The 19,692-nt window shown below is 60.0% G+C and carries 15 protein-coding genes and 2 pseudogenes; 7 read left to right on the plus strand and 10 right to left on the minus strand.

Annotation, left to right across the window (positions count from 1 at the left end; all coding sequences use genetic code 11):
* Nucleotides 1-75: 75 nt before the first annotated feature.
* The 7 genes and pseudogenes from U5S82_10485 to U5S82_10515 form a co-directional block, all read right to left on the minus strand.
* Entirely contained in the window at nt 76-1,074 is a 999-nt protein-coding gene (locus tag U5S82_10485; protein MDZ7752073.1) for a site-specific integrase, read from the minus strand.
* Nucleotides 1,071-1,265 (minus strand): annotated as a pseudogene (locus U5S82_10490) (integrase). The gene U5S82_10485 and the pseudogene U5S82_10490 overlap by 4 nt, the downstream one beginning before the upstream one ends.
* A gap of 109 nt (nt 1,266-1,374) precedes the next feature.
* Nucleotides 1,375-2,370, minus strand: a complete 996-nt coding sequence (locus U5S82_10495) for a site-specific integrase (protein ID MDZ7752074.1) — start codon at nt 2,368-2,370, stop codon at nt 1,375-1,377.
* An 88-nt stretch (nt 2,371-2,458) separates the two neighbouring features.
* Complete coding sequence (locus U5S82_10500) at nt 2,459-3,307, minus strand: site-specific integrase (GenBank protein ID MDZ7752075.1); 849 nt, start codon at nt 3,305-3,307, stop codon at nt 2,459-2,461.
* A complete protein-coding gene (locus U5S82_10505; GenBank protein ID MDZ7752076.1) occupies nt 3,304-4,548 on the minus strand; it encodes a site-specific integrase in 1,245 nt (414 codons plus the stop codon). The genes U5S82_10500 and U5S82_10505 overlap by 4 nt, the downstream gene beginning before the upstream one ends.
* Before the next feature lie 83 nt (nt 4,549-4,631).
* Nucleotides 4,632-5,438 carry a tyrosine-type recombinase/integrase gene (locus U5S82_10510; GenBank protein MDZ7752077.1) on the minus strand — a complete coding sequence of 269 codons (807 nt, stop codon included), beginning with the start codon at nt 5,436-5,438 and terminating at the stop codon, nt 4,632-4,634.
* Nucleotides 5,435-6,670 (minus strand): site-specific integrase, encoded by a 1,236-nt coding sequence (locus U5S82_10515; GenBank protein MDZ7752078.1) that lies wholly within the window; start codon nt 6,668-6,670, stop codon nt 5,435-5,437. The genes U5S82_10510 and U5S82_10515 overlap by 4 nt, the downstream gene beginning before the upstream one ends.
* 117 nt (nt 6,671-6,787) lie before the next feature.
* Between U5S82_10515 and U5S82_10520 the strand changes: the two are divergent.
* The 3 genes and pseudogenes from U5S82_10520 to U5S82_10530 all read left to right on the plus strand — a co-directional run bounded on the left by U5S82_10520 (nt 6,788) and on the right by U5S82_10530 (nt 8,868).
* Nucleotides 6,788-7,932: pseudogene (locus U5S82_10520) on the plus strand (IS21 family transposase).
* Nucleotides 7,922-8,695 carry an IS21-like element helper ATPase IstB gene (istB, locus tag U5S82_10525; GenBank protein MDZ7752079.1) on the plus strand — a complete coding sequence of 258 codons (774 nt, stop codon included), beginning with the start codon at nt 7,922-7,924 and terminating at the stop codon, nt 8,693-8,695. The pseudogene U5S82_10520 and the gene istB overlap by 11 nt, the downstream one beginning before the upstream one ends.
* Nucleotides 8,692-8,868: a hypothetical protein gene (locus tag U5S82_10530; protein MDZ7752080.1), complete on the plus strand. Its 177-nt coding sequence runs from the start codon at nt 8,692-8,694 to the stop codon at nt 8,866-8,868. The genes istB and U5S82_10530 overlap by 4 nt, the downstream gene beginning before the upstream one ends.
* A 515-nt stretch (nt 8,869-9,383) precedes the next feature.
* Here the strand turns inward: U5S82_10530 and U5S82_10535 are convergent.
* A complete protein-coding gene (locus U5S82_10535; GenBank protein MDZ7752081.1) occupies nt 9,384-10,445 on the minus strand; it encodes an SMP-30/gluconolactonase/LRE family protein in 1,062 nt (353 codons plus the stop codon).
* Between the two features lie 498 nt (nt 10,446-10,943).
* Between U5S82_10535 and U5S82_10540 the strand changes: the two genes are divergently transcribed.
* Together U5S82_10540 and prsT are read left to right on the plus strand one after the other, a co-directional pair.
* Nucleotides 10,944-11,876: a PEP-CTERM sorting domain-containing protein gene (locus U5S82_10540; protein ID MDZ7752082.1), complete on the plus strand. Its 933-nt coding sequence runs from the start codon at nt 10,944-10,946 to the stop codon at nt 11,874-11,876.
* A gap of 139 nt (nt 11,877-12,015) precedes the next feature.
* Complete coding sequence (gene prsT, locus U5S82_10545) at nt 12,016-14,715, plus strand: XrtA/PEP-CTERM system TPR-repeat protein PrsT (protein ID MDZ7752083.1); 2,700 nt, start codon at nt 12,016-12,018, stop codon at nt 14,713-14,715.
* A 61-nt stretch (nt 14,716-14,776) separates the two neighbouring features.
* On the opposite strand, the gene U5S82_10550 is transcribed toward prsT, so the two are convergent.
* Entirely contained in the window at nt 14,777-15,652 is an 876-nt protein-coding gene (locus U5S82_10550) for a ThiF family adenylyltransferase (protein MDZ7752084.1), read from the minus strand.
* A gap of 457 nt (nt 15,653-16,109) precedes the next feature.
* On the opposite strand from U5S82_10550, the gene U5S82_10555 reads away from it, so the two are divergent.
* Together U5S82_10555 and U5S82_10560 are read left to right on the plus strand one after the other, a co-directional pair.
* The gene (locus U5S82_10555) at nt 16,110-17,576 is read left to right on the plus strand and encodes an FtsX-like permease family protein (GenBank protein MDZ7752085.1); all 1,467 of its coding nucleotides are present in this window, start codon (nt 16,110-16,112) and stop codon (nt 17,574-17,576) included.
* Between the two features lie 27 nt (nt 17,577-17,603).
* Entirely contained in the window at nt 17,604-18,815 is a 1,212-nt protein-coding gene (locus U5S82_10560) for an FtsX-like permease family protein (GenBank protein ID MDZ7752086.1), read from the plus strand.
* 24 nt (nt 18,816-18,839) lie between these two features.
* On the opposite strand, the gene U5S82_10565 is transcribed toward U5S82_10560, so the two are convergent.
* Complete coding sequence (locus tag U5S82_10565) at nt 18,840-19,598, minus strand: outer membrane lipoprotein-sorting protein (protein MDZ7752087.1); 759 nt, start codon at nt 19,596-19,598, stop codon at nt 18,840-18,842.
* Between the last annotated feature and the right edge of the window lie 94 nt (nt 19,599-19,692).

A 19,692-nucleotide genomic window follows, 5' to 3' on the forward strand; every position in this document is an offset into this window, starting at 1 on the left:
TCCCTCGTGGTGACCCTCAACTTAAGGTCTCGGGTAAGCCATGCGAGTCGATAACTCGGCATAGTCGCTATTGCGTCAAAGCGCCTTGAGGAAGGCGACCAAGGCATCATCGGGTTTGTAGATCCCGTGGGAGCCCTCGTGCGGTGTGGTCTTGGCAAGGACTCTTTCCTTCATCGCCAAGTCGGCCTCCAGATAAATGTGCGTGGTCTGCACCGACTCATGGCCCAGCCACAGGGCGATCACAGTTGTGTCGACGCCCGCCTGCAACAATTCCATGGCGGCGGTATGTCGCAGAAGGTGTGGAGACACTCGTTTGCCACGAAGTGACGGACAGGTTTCACGGGCGGTTGCAACATGCTTGGCCAGCAGATACTGGAGTCCGTCGTTACTCAGGCGAGTACCGCGGCGGTTGGGAAAGAGGATCCGCCCTTCGCCCACTGCCGGTTCTGCCAACCAGGCCTGGAGTACCGCCACCGTCTGACGGGCGAGTGGAACGGCGCGTTCCTTTCGGCCCTTGCCCAGCACATGCACATAGGCACCGCTGCCGAGATGGGTATCCTCGCGCGCCAGTGCGGTCAGTTCGGACAACCGCAACCCGGTTTGTACCGCCAGCAAGATCCAAGCGTGATCACGCCGGCCAGACCAAGTGGATGGGTCCGGGGCGGCGAGTAGAGCGTCGATTTCCGGCCGGGGCAGGTAATGGACCTGCTCGTGCGTACAGCGTTGGGCCGGAATCGCCAAGACCCGCTGGATCTGCTCGGCATGCTCCGGCAGTTCGAAGGCAGCGTAACCGAACAGAGAACGGATAGCTGTCAGGCGCAAATTGCGGGTGCGCGCCCCAATCCCACGCTGCGCCTGAAGATCGTCGAGAAAAATGCCAACAAGCGGCGCGTCGATCTCCTCCCAGGCCAGTTGGGACGGCTCTTTGCCAAGACGCGTCTTGGCGAACCGCAGCAGCAAGCGAAAGGTATCGCGGTAAGAGTGGATGGTGTGGGGACTGACTTGTCGTTGTTGCATCAGCCGCTGGGTGAAAAAGCGGGTCAACATGCTGGCGAAAGATGTTTGCGGCTTCACGATACGTCCTCCCAGCGATTTTCCAGCCGGTCCTTGGCCGCCTCCATTAGCTCGGGACAGGCCGACAGATACCAATAGGTATCCCGGACTTCGACATGACCAAGGAAGGCCGACAGTACGGGTAGCCGCCGCTCCACGTCTTGCTTTTCCCGATACCATCGCACCACCGTCGAGATGGCAAAATGATGACGCTTATGCCGCGCGCGGCATAAGCGTCATCATGCCGACAACCGGATTATGCCGAATCGCGCTGCTGGAAAGCGGCTGGCGGCGCTCGGGCGGTGCCTCGAGTCGGCATAATCACAGGCTCTCGAGGAATGCCAGCAGCTGGTCGTCGGGGCGGTAGCGAGCCGGTTCGATCCCTCGGGGCGTGGTGCGAGACAGCGCCTGCTCCTTCAGGCGGAGGTCTGCATGGAGATACATCTGTGTCGTTTCCACGGACTCATGTCCCAGCCAGAGGGCAATCACCGATCGATCGATACCGTGCTGCAAAAGGTCCATCGCGGCGCTGTGCCTCAGGACATGGGCGGTCACTTTTTTGCGGCGCAGGGAGGGACAGCTTTGCTCGGCTATCTTGGCATGTTTTGCGACCAGGCGTTCGATCGCATCCCGGCTGAGTGGCCCGCCGCGGCTGCTGGGAAAGACTGGCTCTTGAGGCAAGCCGTTACGCTCTTGCAGCCAACTGCCCAACATGGCCGCAACTTCCTCACTCAGTGGTGTTGCGCGTTGTTTTCTGCCTTTTCCTAGGCATGTCACATGGGCCCCGGTTTCCAGAACGACGTCCTGACAGCGAAGTCCGATCAGTTCAGAAACCCGCAGTCCTGTCTGAACGGCCACGGTCAGGAAGGTTCGATCCCGGCGGCCGATCCACGTGGAGGGGTCTGGAGCGGCGATCAATGCATCGATCTCATCGCGGTGGAGAAACTCGATCAGCCGGCGCTCATGGCGTTTGTTCGGCATGGCCAGGACGCGCTGGCAAAGCAGCGCATGGGCGGGCTCCTCCAAAGCGACATATTGAAAGAACGAATGGATTGCAGCCAGGCGGGCGTTGCGGGTGCGCGCGCTGTTTCCCCGCTCCTGTTCGAGATGATCGAGGAACTGCCCGATGAAGGACGCATCGAGATCCTCGAGCCGCAGTTTCGAGGGCGCTGTGCCGAGGCGTTCTGCTGCGTAACGCAGAAGAAGACGGAAGGCATCACGGTATCCAGCGATGGTGTGTCCGCTGGCGCAGCGTTGCCGAAATAGGCGCTCCGTGAAAAAGGATTGAAGCATGGCGGGAAAGCTGTTGGCGATCATGAGCGGACCTCCTCGGCCTTCTCCATCAGGCGCTTGGTGGCCAACTGGAGGAGTTCCGGGACGGCCTCGAGATACCAGTAGGTCTCATTCACGTGAACGTGGCCAAGATAGGTGGCAAGCTTGGGTAACTCGTGCTCGACATCGACCCCCGCGCGGTACCATTGCAGTAACGTGCGGGCCGCAAATCGGTGGCGCATGTCATGAATCCGCGGTCCGCGCCCGTGACCCTTCGCGGCGCCGCGCAGGCCGATCCGTTGGGAGAGTTTCGCGAAGGTGTAACGCGCGCTCCACTCCGTGATGCGTCGACCACGCTCGGAGAGAAGAATGCCGGTGTTTCCGGGCGGGGAAACACACGCGTTCTTTGCGTGTCGTAGCTTTCCAGCGCATCGCGGGTTGAGCGATGGACTGGCACCAACCGTGACTTGCCGAACTTCGTGCGTCGTATGGTAAGGATTCCTTGCTCCAAATCGACATCCACACGATCGAGCATGAGTGCTTCGCTTACGCGCATGCCCGTGACGGAAAGCAGGCCGAACAGCGTCAAGTAGCTGCGGGCTTTCAGGCCATTGGCGGAAGGCAGCCCTGCGGCGGCGCCAAGGAGCCGCTCGATCTCCTCATCGGTGTAAATGTAAGGAGGGTTACGGTGGTAGCGGTAAGGCAAGAGGCCATCCGGTGGGATCTCGGTGCGCGGATCGGTCACGCTGCGCCAGCGGGCGAAGCGACGCACCACTCCCAGGCGCCCCGCCCATGTGGCTAGCTGCGCGTCGCGGGGTTGTTCGGCCCAGCGAATCGCCAACGCTCGGGTAATATAGGTCGCCTCGTTGGCTTCCAGAAAGGAGACAAAGTTATGTAGCAAGCTCGCCGGTATCCGCAGGCCAAATCCCAGGCTCCGGCGCACGGCAAGATACTCCTCCAAAGCGTCACGTAGCTGGTTCATTGCCCACCCCCTATGTCCGGCCACGGTGGGGCAAGGGAGCGGAGACCGGAGAGGTCGACTTTGGCGTAAATCTCCGTGGTGTTCGGGGAGCGATGTCGGAGCACTTGGCCGATCTCGCTCATGGATGCACCCCCTCGGAGCATCTCCGTCGCCAGGGTGTGGCGGAGTAGGTGGGCGCCCTTGGCAGGCGGTTGGAGACTGGCGCGTTCCAGAGCGCGCCGAACAATGGTCGAGACGGTTGATGGCCCGGCGAAGCCCGAATGGGGTGCCTTCATGCGAACGAAGACCCGGCGCGAGCGGGTCTCGGGACGATCCCGACGCAAGTAGGCAGCCATCGCCTCTCCCGGTTCGGTGAGCAACGGTAAGCGCTCATGCACGAAGCCTTTCCCGCGAATCATCACTTCGCCGGCTCGCCAATTGATGTCATCGATTTCGAGGGCGACGACCTCGCCGGCACGTAGTCCAAGGCGGGCGAGGAGGACCAGGACCGCATAGTCGCGTCTCCCTGTCGCTGTCGTGCGATCGCAGCCATCCAACAGGCGTTGGATCTCCTCCGCGGTCAGGAATTTGGGAACGGACGACAAGCGCCAATCCGCGACGGCCGGCACACAAGCGGCCAGATCGATCTGGGTCTTCGCCTCGCGCAACAAGAATCGAAAGAACGAGCGCAGTGCCGTGACTAGAAGCTGCGCTCTTTTTGCGCCTTGGCAGCGAGCGTGGGTAAGGACGTAGGTGGAGATGTCCGATCCCGTCAGCTCCTCGATACGCAAGGGGCCGTCGCCGAAATGATGGACCAGAAAACCATGGGCAGCGGGCCGGTAGTTCAACACCGTCGCCGTGGTCAGGCCGCGTTCGGTTCGCAGATAGCGCTCGTACCGGCGCTCGAGCTCGGCCAGCGGCGAGGTGTCACAAACCGGCTCAGGAAACGGAATGACCCCCTGACTCTGCAGATACGCAACAAACCTTAGGGTGGTCGGCCTTTGACCTCGCTGCAGCTGTCCCAGGCGCTGCAACTCCTTCAGGAACCGATCGACAATGTGCTCGCTGAGCTGCTCAGCTGTGAGCTGCTCCTCTTGCAGCCACCAACCAAATTCGACGACCCAGAGAAGCTTCAATCGGACTGTCGACGAAGCGTAGGCTTCCTCGACCAGTGAGGTCGAGAACGAATCGAGGTGTTCCCGCAGCGGGTTACTGTGTAAGCGCTCGAGGAAATCGCCCTGTTTTAAGAACTCTTTGAGCATGTCTCTTCTCCTTCCTGACCCTATTGTCAGTCCGGAGAGATGACCGGATTATGCCGCGTCTGAAAACCGTGCTATGGCCGTAACTAGGCAAAACTAGGAGAGAAAAAAGCAAAGGATTGCCGATCACTCGGCATAATCCGGTTGTCGGCATGATGACGCAAGTCGTGTAGCCGGGGTCGCCGCCGTCCGTTTTGGTCGGGCAGAGTGGCGGTCAGGCGACGGAAAACGGCCCTGACGTTGTCGTAACCCAGCGGGTTGCCTTGAGTGTTGACGAACCAGTGGCAAGCCGCACGGCCGGCCAAAAAGTGGTCGCGTCGGCGCCGATAATCGGCCAATACCGCCACACTCGTAGCGTGGAGTGGCACCAGCCGGGACTTGCCAAACTTGGTGGAGCGCAACGTCAAGATCCCCTCATCGAGATCGACGTCATCGATTGTCAACGCCAGGGCTTCGCCGATGCGCAGACCCGCGACGCTGAGTAGGCCAAATAGACAATGGTAGGTGTGATTGGCCAGTTCATCCTGGGCTGGCAGCCGCGACGCGCCCAGCAGCAAGGTTTCGATGTCCCCGTTGGTAAAGAAGTAGGGTCTTGGCGAGCGGCGGGGAAATGGCAGCAACTGTGAGGGTGGGATCTCTGTACGCTCATCGAAGGCCCGGCAGTACCGGGCGAAGCCGCGCACGAAGCCCAAGCGCCTCGCCCATTGCTCCGGCCGGACCGCTGTGGGTTGTTTCGCCCAGGCGAGCGCGAGATCTGTGCGGATGGTATCGGCCTGTTGCTGTTCCATGAAACCGACAAAAGTCGACAGCCCTGTTCCGTCGCTGTGTAATTTGAATCCGAGGGCGCGGCGCATCGTCAGGTAATCGTCCAGTAAATCCCGCAACGTGCTCATATCGCACCCCCCGGCCACGGCGCGCTCAACGGTCGCAGCGCCGCAAAATCGACTTTCGCGTAAATACTGGTGGTCTTTATATGACGGTGTCGCAAGACGCTGGCGATCTCGGTCAGCGCGGCGCCGTGACGCAACATGTCGATAGCCAGGGCATGGCGGAACTGGTGGGCTCCGTGGTGCGGGGCGTCCACACCAGCGCGCCGAAGGGCAGCCCCCACGAGAGTAGTAACAGTCTGCGCTGCTCCCAGCCCACGCAACGGCGCCACGGCGCGCAAAAACAGGCGGCGACTGTCACTGCGGGGGCGTCCGTGACGCAGGTAATCGGCAATCGCTTCGCCTACATCCGTCGGCAAGGGCAGACTGGCGGGCTGTGCGCCTTTTCCACAGATGCTGATCACGCCCGCTTCCCAATCGATGCTCTCCAGGGACAGCGAGACGATTTCGCCCGCCCGCAGACCCAGGCGCGCCAGTAGCAGGAGGATGGCGTAATCACGGCGTCCGACTGGCGTGTTGCGCGGACAGTGGGCGAGAACGGCGCGCACATGCTCCGCGGCGATGGCGCGAGGGATCCCGGTCATCGACCAGTTGGGTACGGTCGGCACCGCCGCGACCAGGTCGCATGACAGCAGACCGCTATGGTGCAGGTAGCGAAAGAACGCCCGAAGCGCCGTCGTTGCTGACTTGGCTACAGACGGGCTCAGATGAGCGGCTTGTTGCCGGACGAATCTGATGACGTCCGCCGCCCGTAAGGTCTGGAATTTTACCTGGCCTTGGCCGAAACACTCGGACAGGAATTGCTCGACAAACGGGCAGTATTTGATCAGCGTGCGATCCGACAGCGCCCGCTCCTGCTGCAGGTACTCGGCGAAGGCGCGGACGGTTTGTTGGACCGGCGTAGCCTGCGTGGGCACGGGCAGCGGGCCAATGATGTCGCGCTGGCGCAAGAAATCCACAAAGCGGCCCAGAGCCGCCCGCTCACCCGCCTGAACCACGGGTCGTCCTACCATCGAACCGAAGAAACGCCCGACCTGCTCATCGGTGATCGACCTGGCGGGGATCTGCTTAGCCTCAAGCCAGCAGCTGAAATACGCGACCACCCGGATCTGCCGACCGAGTAGATGGCGTTTAAAACCTTGAGCGTCCAAGTGACTGGCGAAGGCATCTAGAAAGGGCGTTAACGGACCCACCGGCTCATGCCGCAACGTCCACAATCTTTCGACAATTGGTTGCATTTTGACTCTCCTCTCTGATCAGGGAGGAGATAGCCTATGCCGAGCACCGATGGGCTCAGAATCAACCTCTACGATGGATTTGCCGCTTTACTCGGCATAGTCTGAAACTCGGCATAGTGGGGCCATTTCGGCAAGCTCACCATCGGCCGCGCAACCCATGCCCTGATGGCCTTTGTCATGGTGCTCAGCTACTCCCGGCGCATTTTTTGCGCTTCTTCCTCGATGCCAAGATGGCCAACTTCCTGCGGGGCCATGAGGCGGCCTTCACCGCCTCGAACGGCCTGCCCAAGGTCCTGCTCTACGACAACCTCAAAAGCGCCGTGCTGGAGCGCCAGGGTGAGGCCATCCGCTTCCATCCCACCTTGCTCGAGTTCGCCGCCCACTACCGCTTTGAGCCCCGTCCGGTGGCGGTGGCCCGGGGCAACGAGAAGGGGCGGGTGGAGCGCGCCATCCGCACGATACGCGATAATTTCTGGCCGGCCCGCCAATGGACCGACATCGATGATCTCAACGCCCAGGCCGAGGCCTGGTGCAACGGCTGGGCCATGGACCGGCCCTGCCCGGAGGACCGTGCCCTCTCGGTGCGCCAGGCCTTCGAGCAGGAGCCCCTGCTGGCGCTGCCCGATAACCCCTATCCCACCGACGAGCGGGTCGAGGTCCACATCGGCAAGACCCCTTACGCGCGCTTCGAGGGCAACGACTACAGCGTGCCCCACACCCATGTGCGCCGCACCCTCACCGTCTCGGCCTCACCCACCGAGGTGCGGATCCTCGACGGCGGAGACGTCATCGCCCGCCACCCGCGCAGCTACGACAAGGGCCGGCAGATCGAACAGCCGGAACACATCGAGGCACTGGTCCAGATCAAACGCCAGGCCCGGCATCATCGCGGCCAGGACCACCTGGCCCAGGCCGCACCGGCCAGCCGGCAGTTACTCATACAGGCCGCTGAGCGTGGCGACAACCTCGGCGCCATCACCGCCGCCCTGCTGCGCCTCCTCGATGCCTACGGCGCCCCCGAGCTGGAAGCGGCCATCCAGGAGAGCCTGGCCCACGGGGTCGCTCACCCCAACGGCGTGCGCATCGCCCTGCAGCGGAGGCGCGAGGCGAGAAACCAGCCGCCCCGGGTGGGAGTGCGCATCGACCACGCGCGCGCCAGGGGGCTGGTGGTACGCACCCATGATCTGGGCGGCTACGACGCCTTGCAGTCCACCCCGCCCGAAGCCGAAGACGACGCCCAGGAGGAGCCCAATGATCCCTAACCCATCCCTGAAAGAACGGGCCACGGCCCTCAAGCTCCATGGCCTGCTGAGCCATTGGGAGGAGCACGCCGACGCTGGCTGGGTCGAGTCCCTGATCCAGTGGGAAGAGGAAGAACGTGCCGACCGCAGCCTCGAGCGGCGCATGAAAGGGGCGCGGCTGGGCCGCTTCAAACCCCTGGCCGACTTCGACTGGGGCTGGCCCAGCCGTTGCGACCGGGAACTGGTCAGTGAGCTGATGCGCCTCGACTTCCTTACCGAGGCGGTCAATATCATCCTGGTGGGACCCAACGGGGTCGGCAAATCCACCCTGGCCCGCAACATCGCCCATCAAGCGGTGCTGGCCGGCCACAGCGTCCTCTTTACCAGCGCCGGCCAGATGCTCAATGACTTGGCCGCCCAGGATGGCGACAGCGCCCTCAAGCGGCGCCTCGCCCGCTACGCCCGCCCTCAACTGCTAGCGGTCGACGAGGTGGGGTATCTCGCCTACTCCAATCGCCATGCCGATCTGCTGTTCGAGATCGTCTCCCGCCGCTACGAGGAGAAATCCACCCTGGTCACCACCAACCGACCCTTCGCCGAATGGGGTGAAGTCTTTCCCAACGCCTCCTGCGTGGTCTCCCTCGTGGACCGGCTGGTACACCGCTCCGAGATCCTCACTATCGAAGGTGAATCCTACCGGCTCAAGGAGGCCAAGGAGCGACAGCAGCAACAGGCGCAGCGGCGCCAATCCGCAGCCAAATCCAACAAAGGAGCCCAACCATGACCCATCCCCCGATACCGGACGACTGGACACCAGAGCAGGCATTGGCGATCTATGACTTTATCGACGAACTCCGCGATGCCATCTGGAGCCGATACGATCGGCAGCTGGTCGAACTCATGCAACAAGACCGCATAACGACCTTTGAAGTCGACGACGATGACTTGATCTTCTGAGCCGACTCTTAAGCCCACCCCGGCGGCGTGACCTGGCTTGAGTCGAGGCGACCTATCCGCGCTGAGGCCGCGTCACGCCGCTCGAACCTGCGCCTGCGACCTTCGCCATTTATGCGCGGGTTTGCTCAGCCGTTAACACATCGCACCGCCCTCGAAATTGGCACGCCCCGTGAAGCCGGCTATGTCGGGGAAACGAAGTTGGGTTGGGGTAGACGTGTCCATGGGCAATCTCATCTAGGCTTCGCACGAAGCGTTATTGACACAACTCTAATTATATCAGAGGGATAGGTCGATACGGCGGGTATGTTTCGAGGAAATGGCGCGGCCATCGCTGTGTCGGGAAATTTAACTCTGGCGAGTTTTTGGAAAAGTCAAGAACCGACCCCGCTCCCACCGACCCCGCTCCCACTGGTTGCAGCCTGATGATCCACCATGACCCGGAACCTAGACCCGGGTCAGTCGAATAGTGGCTGTGGTCGAATAGGCAAAAGGCAAGACCCGACCTCGGAGTGCGTTCAGTGGACCGGTAGTTCAACCCGTCCGACCGCAGGCTCATCGAAGCTCCCTAGATAGAGATAGCCTTCGTATTCGGCTACATCGGTGATGGGTGCGAAGGCGCCGCGCGGGTCCTGCAGGTTCCTCACGACTTTCCCGGCTTCGTCGAGGCCGAGCACCATTCCGTAGGCCTCGGGATCGGGAATAATGGCTTGTGGTAGGCGACTGAGAATCTGGCGTAGAAAGGGGTATGGCATCACAACGTCCAGTAACGGACTCCGGGGTGCATACAATGCTAACCAGTAGATCCCATGCTCACCCCTTGAGATGCCGTCGGGGAAACCAGGAAGATTGGACGCAAAAGAGGTCGTCTCCCCTTTCCGGGGCCCTTTGAGCCAGACACGCAGTATGCGGTAGCGAAATGTCTCTGCCACGAGGGCAAAGGCCTCACCAGGGCCCAACGTGACCCCGTTGGGGAAGTAAAGGTCATTCAATAGGGTCTCGGCTCGCCCTGAGATGGGGTCATAGCGGATTAGGCGGCCGGACGCCCGTTGCTCGAACAGTTCGCGGTGGAGGTCGGCCGGCCCATGACGACTGGACGAGTCCGTGAAATAGACATGCCCGGAGGCAGCGACGGCGACACCATTCACGAAGCCAAGGGGGATACCGTCGACCTCGGAGAGCAGCACGCCCTCGCGTCGCCCGGCCGGAATTCGTAACAGCCCACTCCCGGGCAGCGCCACGAAAAGCTCACCACGTGTGGAGACTGCAATGCCAAGCGGTCGCCCATCCACCTTCGCGATGGTGGCGGCCGGCGACTGCGGATGGCCAAAGTGGAGTATGTCACCGTGTTCACAGGCGGCGTAAACTCCCCCCTGCGTGTCTCTGGCGATGCCCTCTGGGGCACCTGCATCACCCGTAGGGAGTCGTTCAACTTTGGCTAAATGGCTGTTTTCTGACAGAATACCTGAAAGTTCGGGGGCGGCCGCGGGTGTCCAGGCCACTGGCTCCAATCCTGTGGGCCACAGCAGCGCATAGAACAGAGAGAACAAGAACGCAGCGGCGAAGAGTCTCGTGATCAAGATTGAATTACTCGGCTTCGAGTCGGATTGTCGAAATATCTTACAAGCGGAGTCGCCTGAACTCACCATCGAGCCGATTATCCCGCCCCTCACTCAACTCAAGGCCCCCTACCGAGGAACGGTTCGTTCGCTCGACATGCCCGCCGCGCGGCCAGGAGCGGCACAGTACTTCACCGTCTCAGGGGGTTTTTGCGATAGAACAATGGGTTGGAGTGCAGCGCAGGTTGCGCTGCGGGCCTGTAGGCCGGGAGACAGGTTAGGCGGCATAGGAACTCTATCCGAACTGGATGTGTCGGTAAGTTTTACAGTTCGTGGCGCGAGCAACTATGGTTCACCCAGGCAATGCTCAGTATGCTTCTGTTTATAAAAGATAAACTATGTCATCCGGGTTTTTGGCATGGATGATGCTTTACTCTTGGCGAAGGCGACTTAAACGTGGTCATACGAGTCCACCTCAACCAAACACGTACACTCGAATACGCTCTAAGGAGACGACAAATGAACAATCTCTCTAAACTTTCCCTGGCTCTGGCGGCCACCCTGGCCGCCGGTCCGGCAACCGCTAACAACGTTTTTCTGGATTTGACACCCTTTGGTGGTGGTTTTGAAGTAAGCCCCCCCAACACAGCAGATGCGAATGACACCACCGGTGTTTTCAACGAATTCGGTTTCAGCCAGATCCTCGCAACGTCTGTTTATGACTTCAGTGACAGTTCAGTTTTCGGTTCTTTTTACGATACGAACATCATCGGGAATAATGCGACAGCCAACACTCTTGCTTACGCTGGTGTCCCCACTTCCGGGACCGCGCTGGACGGTGTTTCCACCGTCAACCTCGTCAATCCCGACTGCTCGGCTGGCCAGTGTGACCTCGACGCGTTGTCGCCCCTGGTACCGCCGCTTGGAAGCGATAGCGAAGGTTTTCTCCAGAGTTGGGACCTGCAGGTCGAGTACACGTTCTTTGGTAACTTGACCGCCGCCGGCCCGCAATATAATTCAGGCACTTTTGACGTCTTCTTTAATGACTTTAGTGTCCCAGGGCTGAATGATGTTCTGGCCTTTTCCGGGGCTCTGACCGGTTCAGATGTTCAGCTCTCGAACCTGGATCTGTTCTTCGACATCACGTTTGCGGTAGATGACTTCCTCTGGATAGAGGACTCCAGCGCGCCTGGCACTTTCCGTGATGCCGCCGATGTCATTGCTGGAGGCGGAAACCTTCCGACCCTTACCTTGGATACCAACGTGAATCCGCCCATTCCCACAACTAACCAGCTCTTGGCGGTGGTTGATGCCGGCGGCAATACCAACGCAATCCGTCAGACTACCCTTGACGGCTCGATAACGGCTGCAGTGCCTGAGCCCTCTACCCTCGCGCTGTTCGGGGCTGCCCTGATAGGCTTCGGGGCGTATGCCAAGCGCCGCCGCAGCTAATGGTATAATCATCCTCAATGGGATGGAAAACCCCGCTCTGCGGGGTTTTTTTTGGTATGATGCGCGAGAGTTCAGTACCCGTCTGGCCTTGTGCGCACAAGCGCAGAAAACTGGTGATTACCCATCCTCGGACTAAGTCATGCGGAAGCCTCTTTCAGCCCTACTCCTCTCAACCCTAGTTATGGGGGCCTGCGGACCGGGGCTATCCGATACGGATTATGTAGAACGAGCCTCCCGCCATGCGAGTGAGGGTGACCTCAGCGCCGCGGCCATCGAATTGCGGAACGCTCTGGAACTGAACCCACAGAATCCCCAGGCACGGCGGATGTTGGGCAGCACGGAGCTGCAAATGGGCAACGGCGCGGCTGCGGAAAAGGAACTGAGGCGGGCCCTCGAGCTGGGTGCGGACGAATCCCTGGTGCTGCCCGCCTTGGGGAAGGCACTCCTGCTTCGGGGCAAATACAGTGAAGCGATTACACTCCTGAGAGACCGCCAGTTCGAGGAGATTGCTTCGCAGCAGACGGCGCCACTACCACCGAAGGTGCTGGGAGAACTCGCCGCGACGGCCTCGTCGGCCCAGCTTGCACTGGGAAACACCGACGGTGTGGCGGTATTATTGGAAGAGGCCATGCGATTGGCCCCTGAAAGCCCCCATGTTCGAACAGTTTACGCTCAGATTCTCGCGCGGCGAGGCCAGACCTCCGAGGCAAAGGAGGCCTTGCAGTCGGCGGTAGAGGCGGCACCAGAGTACGCCCCCGCTTGGAGCCTCCTGGGGGATGTGGCCAAACGTCTGGGCCAGCGCGAGTTGGCACTCAAGGCGTACTCGAGTGCAGTTGACAACAGCTGGAACAATGCGGCAGAACGTCTAAAGCGCGCCCTGCTGCTGATTGAATTGAGAAGATTCGATGATGCCCGGCCCGATATACGAGCGTTGGAAGCGAACGACCTGGTGGCGGCCGAGTATCCGCAAGGGTTGATCCACTTCTACAAGAAAGATTACGAGGCGGCGCTGAACTCGTTTTCACAAGTGTTGAAGGCGGATCCTAACTATTTCCTGGCTCCGTTTTTCGCGGCTGCCGCCCATTATGAGATGGGTACCATCGAGCAGGCGGAGAGCCTGCTGGAACGGTTTGTCTACCGGAATCCAAACTATTGGCCTAGTCGCAAGATGCTCGCGCTCATGCGGACGCAACAAGGGCGGTTCCAAGATGTCCTGGAATTGCTGAGGCCGCTCGAAAACATGGATACCAAGGACACTTTCGCATTAAATTTGTTGGTGAGGGCGCAGCTCCGCACTGGTAATACTGATCAAGCCCTTGCTGTCCTGCAGAAGATCGTTCGTGTCCAGCCCCAGTCCGCGGAGGCTATGTCCAATCTCGGTCTGGGGCTCCTGATCCAAGGAGAAGCAGATACCGGCATCGAACACCTCAGGGCCGCCAGGGAACTGGATGATGATTTTCTGTTGGCGGACGTCAAACTGATTCTGCACTCTATCCAACAAAATAAGTTGGACGAAGCGCTGGCCGAGGCCGAGGGTTTCGAAGAGCGTAATCCTGACAGAGCGTTGCCTTTGATCCTGCTGGGGCGAGTCCATGCCGAAAGAGGGGAGAAGGTACTTGCCAGGGAGAAGCTGGAGCTGGCGAACTCAATGGCCCCGGGAGATCCCGCGGCATTGACGCTTCTTGCGGGCTTGGCGCTCGAGGAGGGCGATGAGACGCGGGCGCGGGAGCATTATTCTCAGTTGCTGCAGCAGCATCCGGGACATCTGCAGACTCTACTGCGTTTGGTTGCGTTAGCGGACCGCCAGGGTGATCAGGCGGCGATGGAGCGTCATTTGAAAACGGCGACGGATGCTCATCCGGATGCTATCGCTCCAAGTCTGTTATTAAGCCGTTTATGGACATTACAGGGAAAAACGGCTGAGGCCCTGGATTTGCTTGAAGGGCTGAGAGACGTTGATGCGGCGCGGGAGGAACCAAGATACCTGTACGCGTTGGGGAATCTGCAACTGGCCACGGGCGTGACTGAGAGGGCTAGGCGGACGCTTGAGCGCGTTGCCAGGCTGGCGCCGAACTCGCCAGCGGGGGCCTATGCGTATGCGCGGGTCCTTGCGGCAGCAGGTGAAAACGATGCCGCCGAGCGCGAGTTGCGGCGCGCCATCGCCATCGAGGGTGAGCATATTCCAGCCCGGATGGCCTACACGCGGCTCCTCTTATCGGAAGGAAAGATCGAGCAAGCTCGCCAAAGCCTGGATACGCTACGCGACTTGGCGGGAAACGCGCCCGGAGTCCTGCTCCTGGAAGGGGCGTTAGCCGACTATGCCGGGCGGCCCGAAGAGGCTGAAAAGGCATTTAGCGAGCTCTTCGCTGATGTTGGCAGTACGGAGACCATGTTGTTCTTGGCCGCACAGCGTGCGAAGGCCGGTGACCGTGCTTCGGCTTTCAAGGTTGTGAAGGACTGGGTCGAAGAACATCCTAAGGATGTCAAAGCGCGGTTTGCGCTGGCTCAGGCGTATCTGAAGGATGAGGATCGTGAAAACGCGATAGTTCAGTATCAAGCCATTCATTCCCTCATGCCAGATAACGCTGTCGCCCTCAACAATCTAGCGTATAACATGATGGAAACGGAGCCAGAAAAAGCCCTTGAGTATGCTAAGCAGGCTTCGCAGATTCGGCCTGACTCGCCCGATGTCCTGCACACGTATGCGACTGTTTTGGCTCGGAACGATGAACTCGCGGATGCGCAACGGACCATCGAAAGGGCACTGCAACTCGCTCCTGACAATGAAATACTGATACAGACTGAATCAGAGATCCGCCGTCTACTTGGTGAACGTTGAGACTATGCCGAAGATCGAAGGCCGCGTTCGCCGAGACCCCAGCCAGCCGATCCACCTACGTCTATTGCGCTGCGCTTCGAAAGTGCTTCAATTGACGACGTGCAATAATAAGTCCGAGTCGTTGTAAGGGATTCTGATTGCCGGCCGGACGCCAAGTCTTTGTCAGCTTATTCCGGTATGCGTCAAACTGAAGCCCCCAGGGTGCGTAATATACCCTCCCGCGTTTCAGAAGGATCTTGAGCGCTTGAGTTGCGGCCAACCCGGCACAAATCTCGCAAGCCATGGAGGTGGAAGGACCCTTTTGGGCTACAAAATCCACGGCCTGAGGATATACGAGATATCCTCGTTGGAGCATGGCAGGCGAAAGACCGAGGAGGAAACGCACCAACTGCTCGTCCTGTGACTGACCTTCCAACCTGAAGTACTCCTCAAAGGTCATCTTGCCAGGCAGGAAGTTCACCACTGCTGAGCCCATACCAAGAGGGGCGGCAGTAACGGCGGGAATTTTCTTCTCGGTACTCTTGGCGAACACCAGGCGCCTTGCCTCGACGGCGAAAAAGTCGAGGCCGTCCACGTAGATGTCCACGTCCTTGAGGAAGTCATCCACGTTGTCGGCGGAGACGCCCTTGGGAAACGTGCGAACGTTCAGTTCGGGGTTGATGTCGAGGGCCCGCTCGGCGATGACCTCTACCTTCTCACGCCCCACGGTGCTCATCATGGCACCCACCTGGCGGTTGAAGTTGGCCACTTCGAACACGTCCAGATCGGAGATGTTGAAGGCACCGATTCCCAGCCGGGCGAGAGTGAGGCAGTGGGCACCGCCCACGCCGCCGACACCCGCAATGGCCACCCGCTTGCCGCGGAGTGTCTCCTGCTCTTCGGGAGTGAGCCACCCGATGTTTCGCGAGAAAGCTTTCTGGTAGGAGAAGCTTGACATCCTCCCGCCCCCTTTGGATGAATTACTGAAGTGTGAGAGTTTAGCAGACACTACTGTCGCAATGACGATGCACCGCACAGCGGTGCAACCTCGTCCCCCCGTCATTTCGGATGCCAGAACAGAGTAAGCTGGCATCCCGAGGAAAAAACATCACTTTTTCAGTCGGATAGCGCTTCATTACTATACTAGCCACCAGGTAAGCTATTATTTCCATGCCGACGGGATACCGTCGCTAGGCCGTTCTCTACCGCGGATCCGCTCAATGCGTACCCAATGCCCGAAATGTAGCTCCGCCTACACCGTTCGCGCCCACCACCTGCGTGAGGCCATGGGCTACGTTCGCTGCCCATCCTGCAAGGCCGTATTCAATGCTTTGTCGAGCCTCACAGAGGAGGGTAGAGAGGCCCCGGAGATCGGTCGGCAGTTGCCATTTATCCATGCGGGGGACCGGGCGATTGTGGACCGTTCCTACCTCGAGCAGACCGGGATCTTTTCCTCGCTGGCGGAGCTGCGGCGTCGGGAAGCCGAGCGCGAGCACCACGCGGGCTTCGCCCAGACCCAGGTGTTCCAGGCAGATGGGGTGATCAAGGTGTCCCTGCCGGACACGCCTCCCCGCCTGAAGGTCAAGAGTGCATTGCGGGAGCGGGACGCGGACCCGGAGCGGCAGCTTGTCCAGACCAAGGCGCGGATCTCGCTGCTGGCGGTGTTCTCAACGTTCACCCTGGCGCTGCGGAACCTGACCCGCCAGAAGAAGCGCACCGCCATCGGCCTGTCTACCGTGGGTTTTGGGGTGGTGGCGATGTTGCTGGCCAGCGGTTTCATCGAGTGGAGCTACGAGAACCTGAGGGAGACCACCATTCGCTCGCGCCTGGGCCATGTCCAAGTGGCCCAGGAAGGCTATTTCGAGAAGGGTCAGGCCGATCCGGGCGCCTATCTGCTACCGGAATCGCGAGAGACCATAGCACAACTTGAGGCCCTTCCTAATGTTCAGCTGGTGACACAGCGGCTGTCTTTCTCGGGGCTCGCCAGCCACGGCGAAACCACGGTCTCCTTTCTCGGCGAGGGCGTGGAGCCGGCCAAGGAGGCTGAGGTCTCCCGCCACATGAAGATCGTCGAGGGGCAGGGGCTGTCATTGGACGAACCGAATGGAGCTCTGTTGGGCGCTGGTCTGGCGGAGAACCTTGGCGTGGGGCCGGGCGATGTTTTGGTGCTGCTGGGAAGCACGCCGGGCGGGGGCTTCAATGCTGTGGAGGTGCGGGTCCAGGGGCTGTTCCGGAGCATCACCAAAGCCTTTGATGATACCGTGTTACGGACCTCCATCGACCTCGCTCGCCAGTTAACCCGCCAGGAGGGCGCCCATGTGTGGGTGGTGCTCGCCGACGAGACGCGATTCAGCCAGGCCGTGGAGCAGGAGCTGAAGCGGGTGCTAGCGGGGGAGGGCTTCGATGTCGTGCACTGGGAAGATCTGGCGGAGTTCTACCGGAAGGTGAAGGAACTGTTCGCCAACCAAGTCATGGTGGTGCGCGTGATTATAGCGGCGATTATTCTCATCAGCATCAGCAACACCCTGTTCATGACCGTTGCGGAGCGCGTAGGCGAGATCGGCACCTTGATGGCCGTGGGATTTCGACGCCGGCGCATTCTGGAGCTGTTCGTCCAGGAGGGCTTTCTCGTCGGCTTGTTCGGAGGGCTCTTCGGCTTGGTAGTCGGGCTGGCCCTCGCCGCCCTTATTTCGGCGGTGGGGATCCCGCTGCCTCCCCCGCCGGGCTCCACCATCGGTGCTGTCGGCCAGATCCACGTCACTGTCGAGGCAGCCGTACTCACCTTGGCGTTGGCGGTGGTGGCATCGGTCCTGGCCAGTCTGTACCCGTCGTGGAAGGCATCGCGGCTGGTAATCGTCGATGCCTTGAGAAAGGCACGTTAGCTTTCACAGAGAGATCGCGCCTACGATATGCTCAAGCTCGCATTCCGCAATATATTCCGGCAGAAGGCCCGCATGCTGCTTACCCTAATGGTGATTGCTTTCGGCGTGGTGGGGCTGATCCTGAGTGGTGGCTTCGTGGAGGACATATTCGTCCAGTTGCGCGAGGCGACCATCCACTCGCGGCTGGGCCATATCCAGGTCTATTCGAAGGGTTACTACGAATACGGTCGCCGGGATCCTTATGAATACATGATCGCCGAACCGAAGGAGGTGGTCGAGCAACTCGGCGAGTGGCCGGAAGTGGAAGAAATCCTCCAGCGTTTGAACTTCTTCGGCCTCCTCAACAATGGCAAAACCGATATCCCCATCATGGGTGAAGGCGTACAGCCGGATAAGGAGGCCCGCCTGGGAAGCTATTTTTTCATTGCCGAAGGTCGGGCCTTGACGGCCGAGGACGAGTACGGCGTATTGCTGGGTGAAGGCGTCGCAGCCTCGTTACAGGTGGGTCCCGGTGATTACGTCAACCTACTGTTGAGTACCAAGCAGGGTTCATTGAATTCTCTAGAGTTGGAGGTCGTGGGCACGTTCCGAACCTTTTCAAAGGAATACGATGACAGGGCAATCCGGCTTCCCTTGGAGCGGGCAAAGGAGTTGACGGATACCGAGCAGGTCCATGCGCTGGTGCTGCTGCTGGCGTCGAATACCGCGACGGACCGGCTTGCGGATTACCTTGACCAAGTGCTGGGCCCGCTGGGTTACGAGGTGTGGACGTGGGTCGAGCTGGATGATTTCTATCCGAAGACCGTGGAGCTCTACAAGGGGCAGTTCGGCTTCCTGCAGGGCATTATTCTGCTCATTGTTCTGCTAAGCGTGCTGTCCAGTGTCAGCATGACCATGAACGAGCGCGTGGGCGAATTCGGGACGTTGCGCGCCATCGGGCTGCGGTCGAGCCAGCTTTTCAGGCAAGCCCTATTGGAAAACGTAATCCTGGGTGCAGGGGGGGGCGCCCTCGGGGTCATCCTTGGTATTGCGCTGGCACTCATAATCTCGGAGATCGGTATCCCCATGCCACCGCCGCCTAACTCCAATACTCCCTACACGGCCTATATCCGCATCGTGCCCGACATACTAGTGACCGCCTTCATCGTCGGCTTTGCCGCGACGTTTTTCTCCGCGCTCCTTGCGGCGCGGCGGCCGGTTAAGACTCCCATCGTCGACGCGTTGCGACAGAACATTTGAGCCGCACTGTACTAAACGCGACAGCTAATTCAACTTCTTGAGATAGCTCTTGGTGAAGATTTTGTCGGGCAGATTCCGCTTGACCATATCCTTGTAATGCATGTACGACTCCTCTCCCTCTTTGACGTTGTCCACGAGGCGCATGCGTACGGGTCGTATCATCCCTCCGAGTTCTTCGTACTTGTCGTAATAGCTGAGCTTAAGCAGACGCCCTGACTTGGTGTAGAACTCGGCCTTATGGGGATGGTAGTTCTCCTTGTTGACCCAGTACTTCACCCGGTGATAGGTGACGCCCGGCTTGGCAGCTAACAGATCGAGAACATAGTGTTCCGCTCCGGCGATGTCCTCGGTGCCGATCACTTCCGCGGTGTAGTCACCGGCGAAATTGGCGCGCGCCAAATCTCCGTTGGCCACCTGACCTGTCAGACGCTGGGACAGGGGTAAGCGGACGGGTTGCGACACCGTGGGCAGGAAGACCCACAGGTCAGAGCCTTTCATCAACATGATTCTGCCGCGCTCGGAGGCTGGGTAGGTAGTCATGACAACGGTGTCCTCATTGCTTTTGGAAAGCACCCGATACCGGAACACCTCCGGCTCTCGATCCGGATAGAGAGACTGCACCGCCACATCCACTTGGAAACCATCATCGGGGAATCTCACGCGGTCCGCCCGCTTGATTATCTCAGCCGCAGAGATGGCCTCCGCGTTGACAGGTGAAGTAAAACTACAAAGGACAATAAACAGCGGCGCTAGAAAGGCATAGAGTGTCGAGTTTTGCGGCATCGTGATGTACTCTTAATCTGATAAGACAAGGGGTAAGAGTAGCTCGGTCCTGGGCTCTTTGAAATCGTTTCTTTACATTCGCAGCGTAACTTAC

Source organism: Gammaproteobacteria bacterium (assembly GCA_034522055.1).
In the GTDB taxonomy this organism is placed as follows: domain Bacteria; phylum Pseudomonadota; class Gammaproteobacteria; order JAABTG01; family JAABTG01; genus JAABTG01.

What these genes read in the sequence shown, in the direction of transcription:
- U5S82_10560 (MDZ7752086.1), top strand. Translation starts at nt 17,604, where the DNA reads ATGCTCAAGCTCGCATTCCGCAATATATTCCGGCAGAAGGCCCGCATG.
- U5S82_10495 (MDZ7752074.1), bottom strand. Translation starts at nt 2,370, where the DNA reads ATGATCGCCAACAGCTTTCCCGCCATGCTTCAATCCTTTTTCACGGAG.
- U5S82_10515 (MDZ7752078.1), bottom strand. Translation starts at nt 6,670, where the DNA reads ATGCAACCAATTGTCGAAAGATTGTGGACGTTGCGGCATGAGCCGGTG.
- U5S82_10505 (MDZ7752076.1), bottom strand. Translation starts at nt 4,548, where the DNA reads ATGCTCAAAGAGTTCTTAAAACAGGGCGATTTCCTCGAGCGCTTACAC.
- U5S82_10530 (MDZ7752080.1), top strand. Translation starts at nt 8,692, where the DNA reads ATGACCCATCCCCCGATACCGGACGACTGGACACCAGAGCAGGCATTG.
- prsT (MDZ7752083.1), top strand. Translation starts at nt 12,016, where the DNA reads ATGCGGAAGCCTCTTTCAGCCCTACTCCTCTCAACCCTAGTTATGGGG.
- U5S82_10510 (MDZ7752077.1), bottom strand. Translation starts at nt 5,438, where the DNA reads ATGAGCACGTTGCGGGATTTACTGGACGATTACCTGACGATGCGCCGC.
- U5S82_10565 (MDZ7752087.1), bottom strand. Translation starts at nt 19,598, where the DNA reads ATGCCGCAAAACTCGACACTCTATGCCTTTCTAGCGCCGCTGTTTATT.
- U5S82_10550 (MDZ7752084.1), bottom strand. Translation starts at nt 15,652, where the DNA reads ATGTCAAGCTTCTCCTACCAGAAAGCTTTCTCGCGAAACATCGGGTGG.
- U5S82_10540 (MDZ7752082.1), top strand. Translation starts at nt 10,944, where the DNA reads ATGAACAATCTCTCTAAACTTTCCCTGGCTCTGGCGGCCACCCTGGCC.
- istB (MDZ7752079.1), top strand. Translation starts at nt 7,922, where the DNA reads ATGATCCCTAACCCATCCCTGAAAGAACGGGCCACGGCCCTCAAGCTC.
- U5S82_10500 (MDZ7752075.1), bottom strand. Translation starts at nt 3,307, where the DNA reads ATGAACCAGCTACGTGACGCTTTGGAGGAGTATCTTGCCGTGCGCCGG.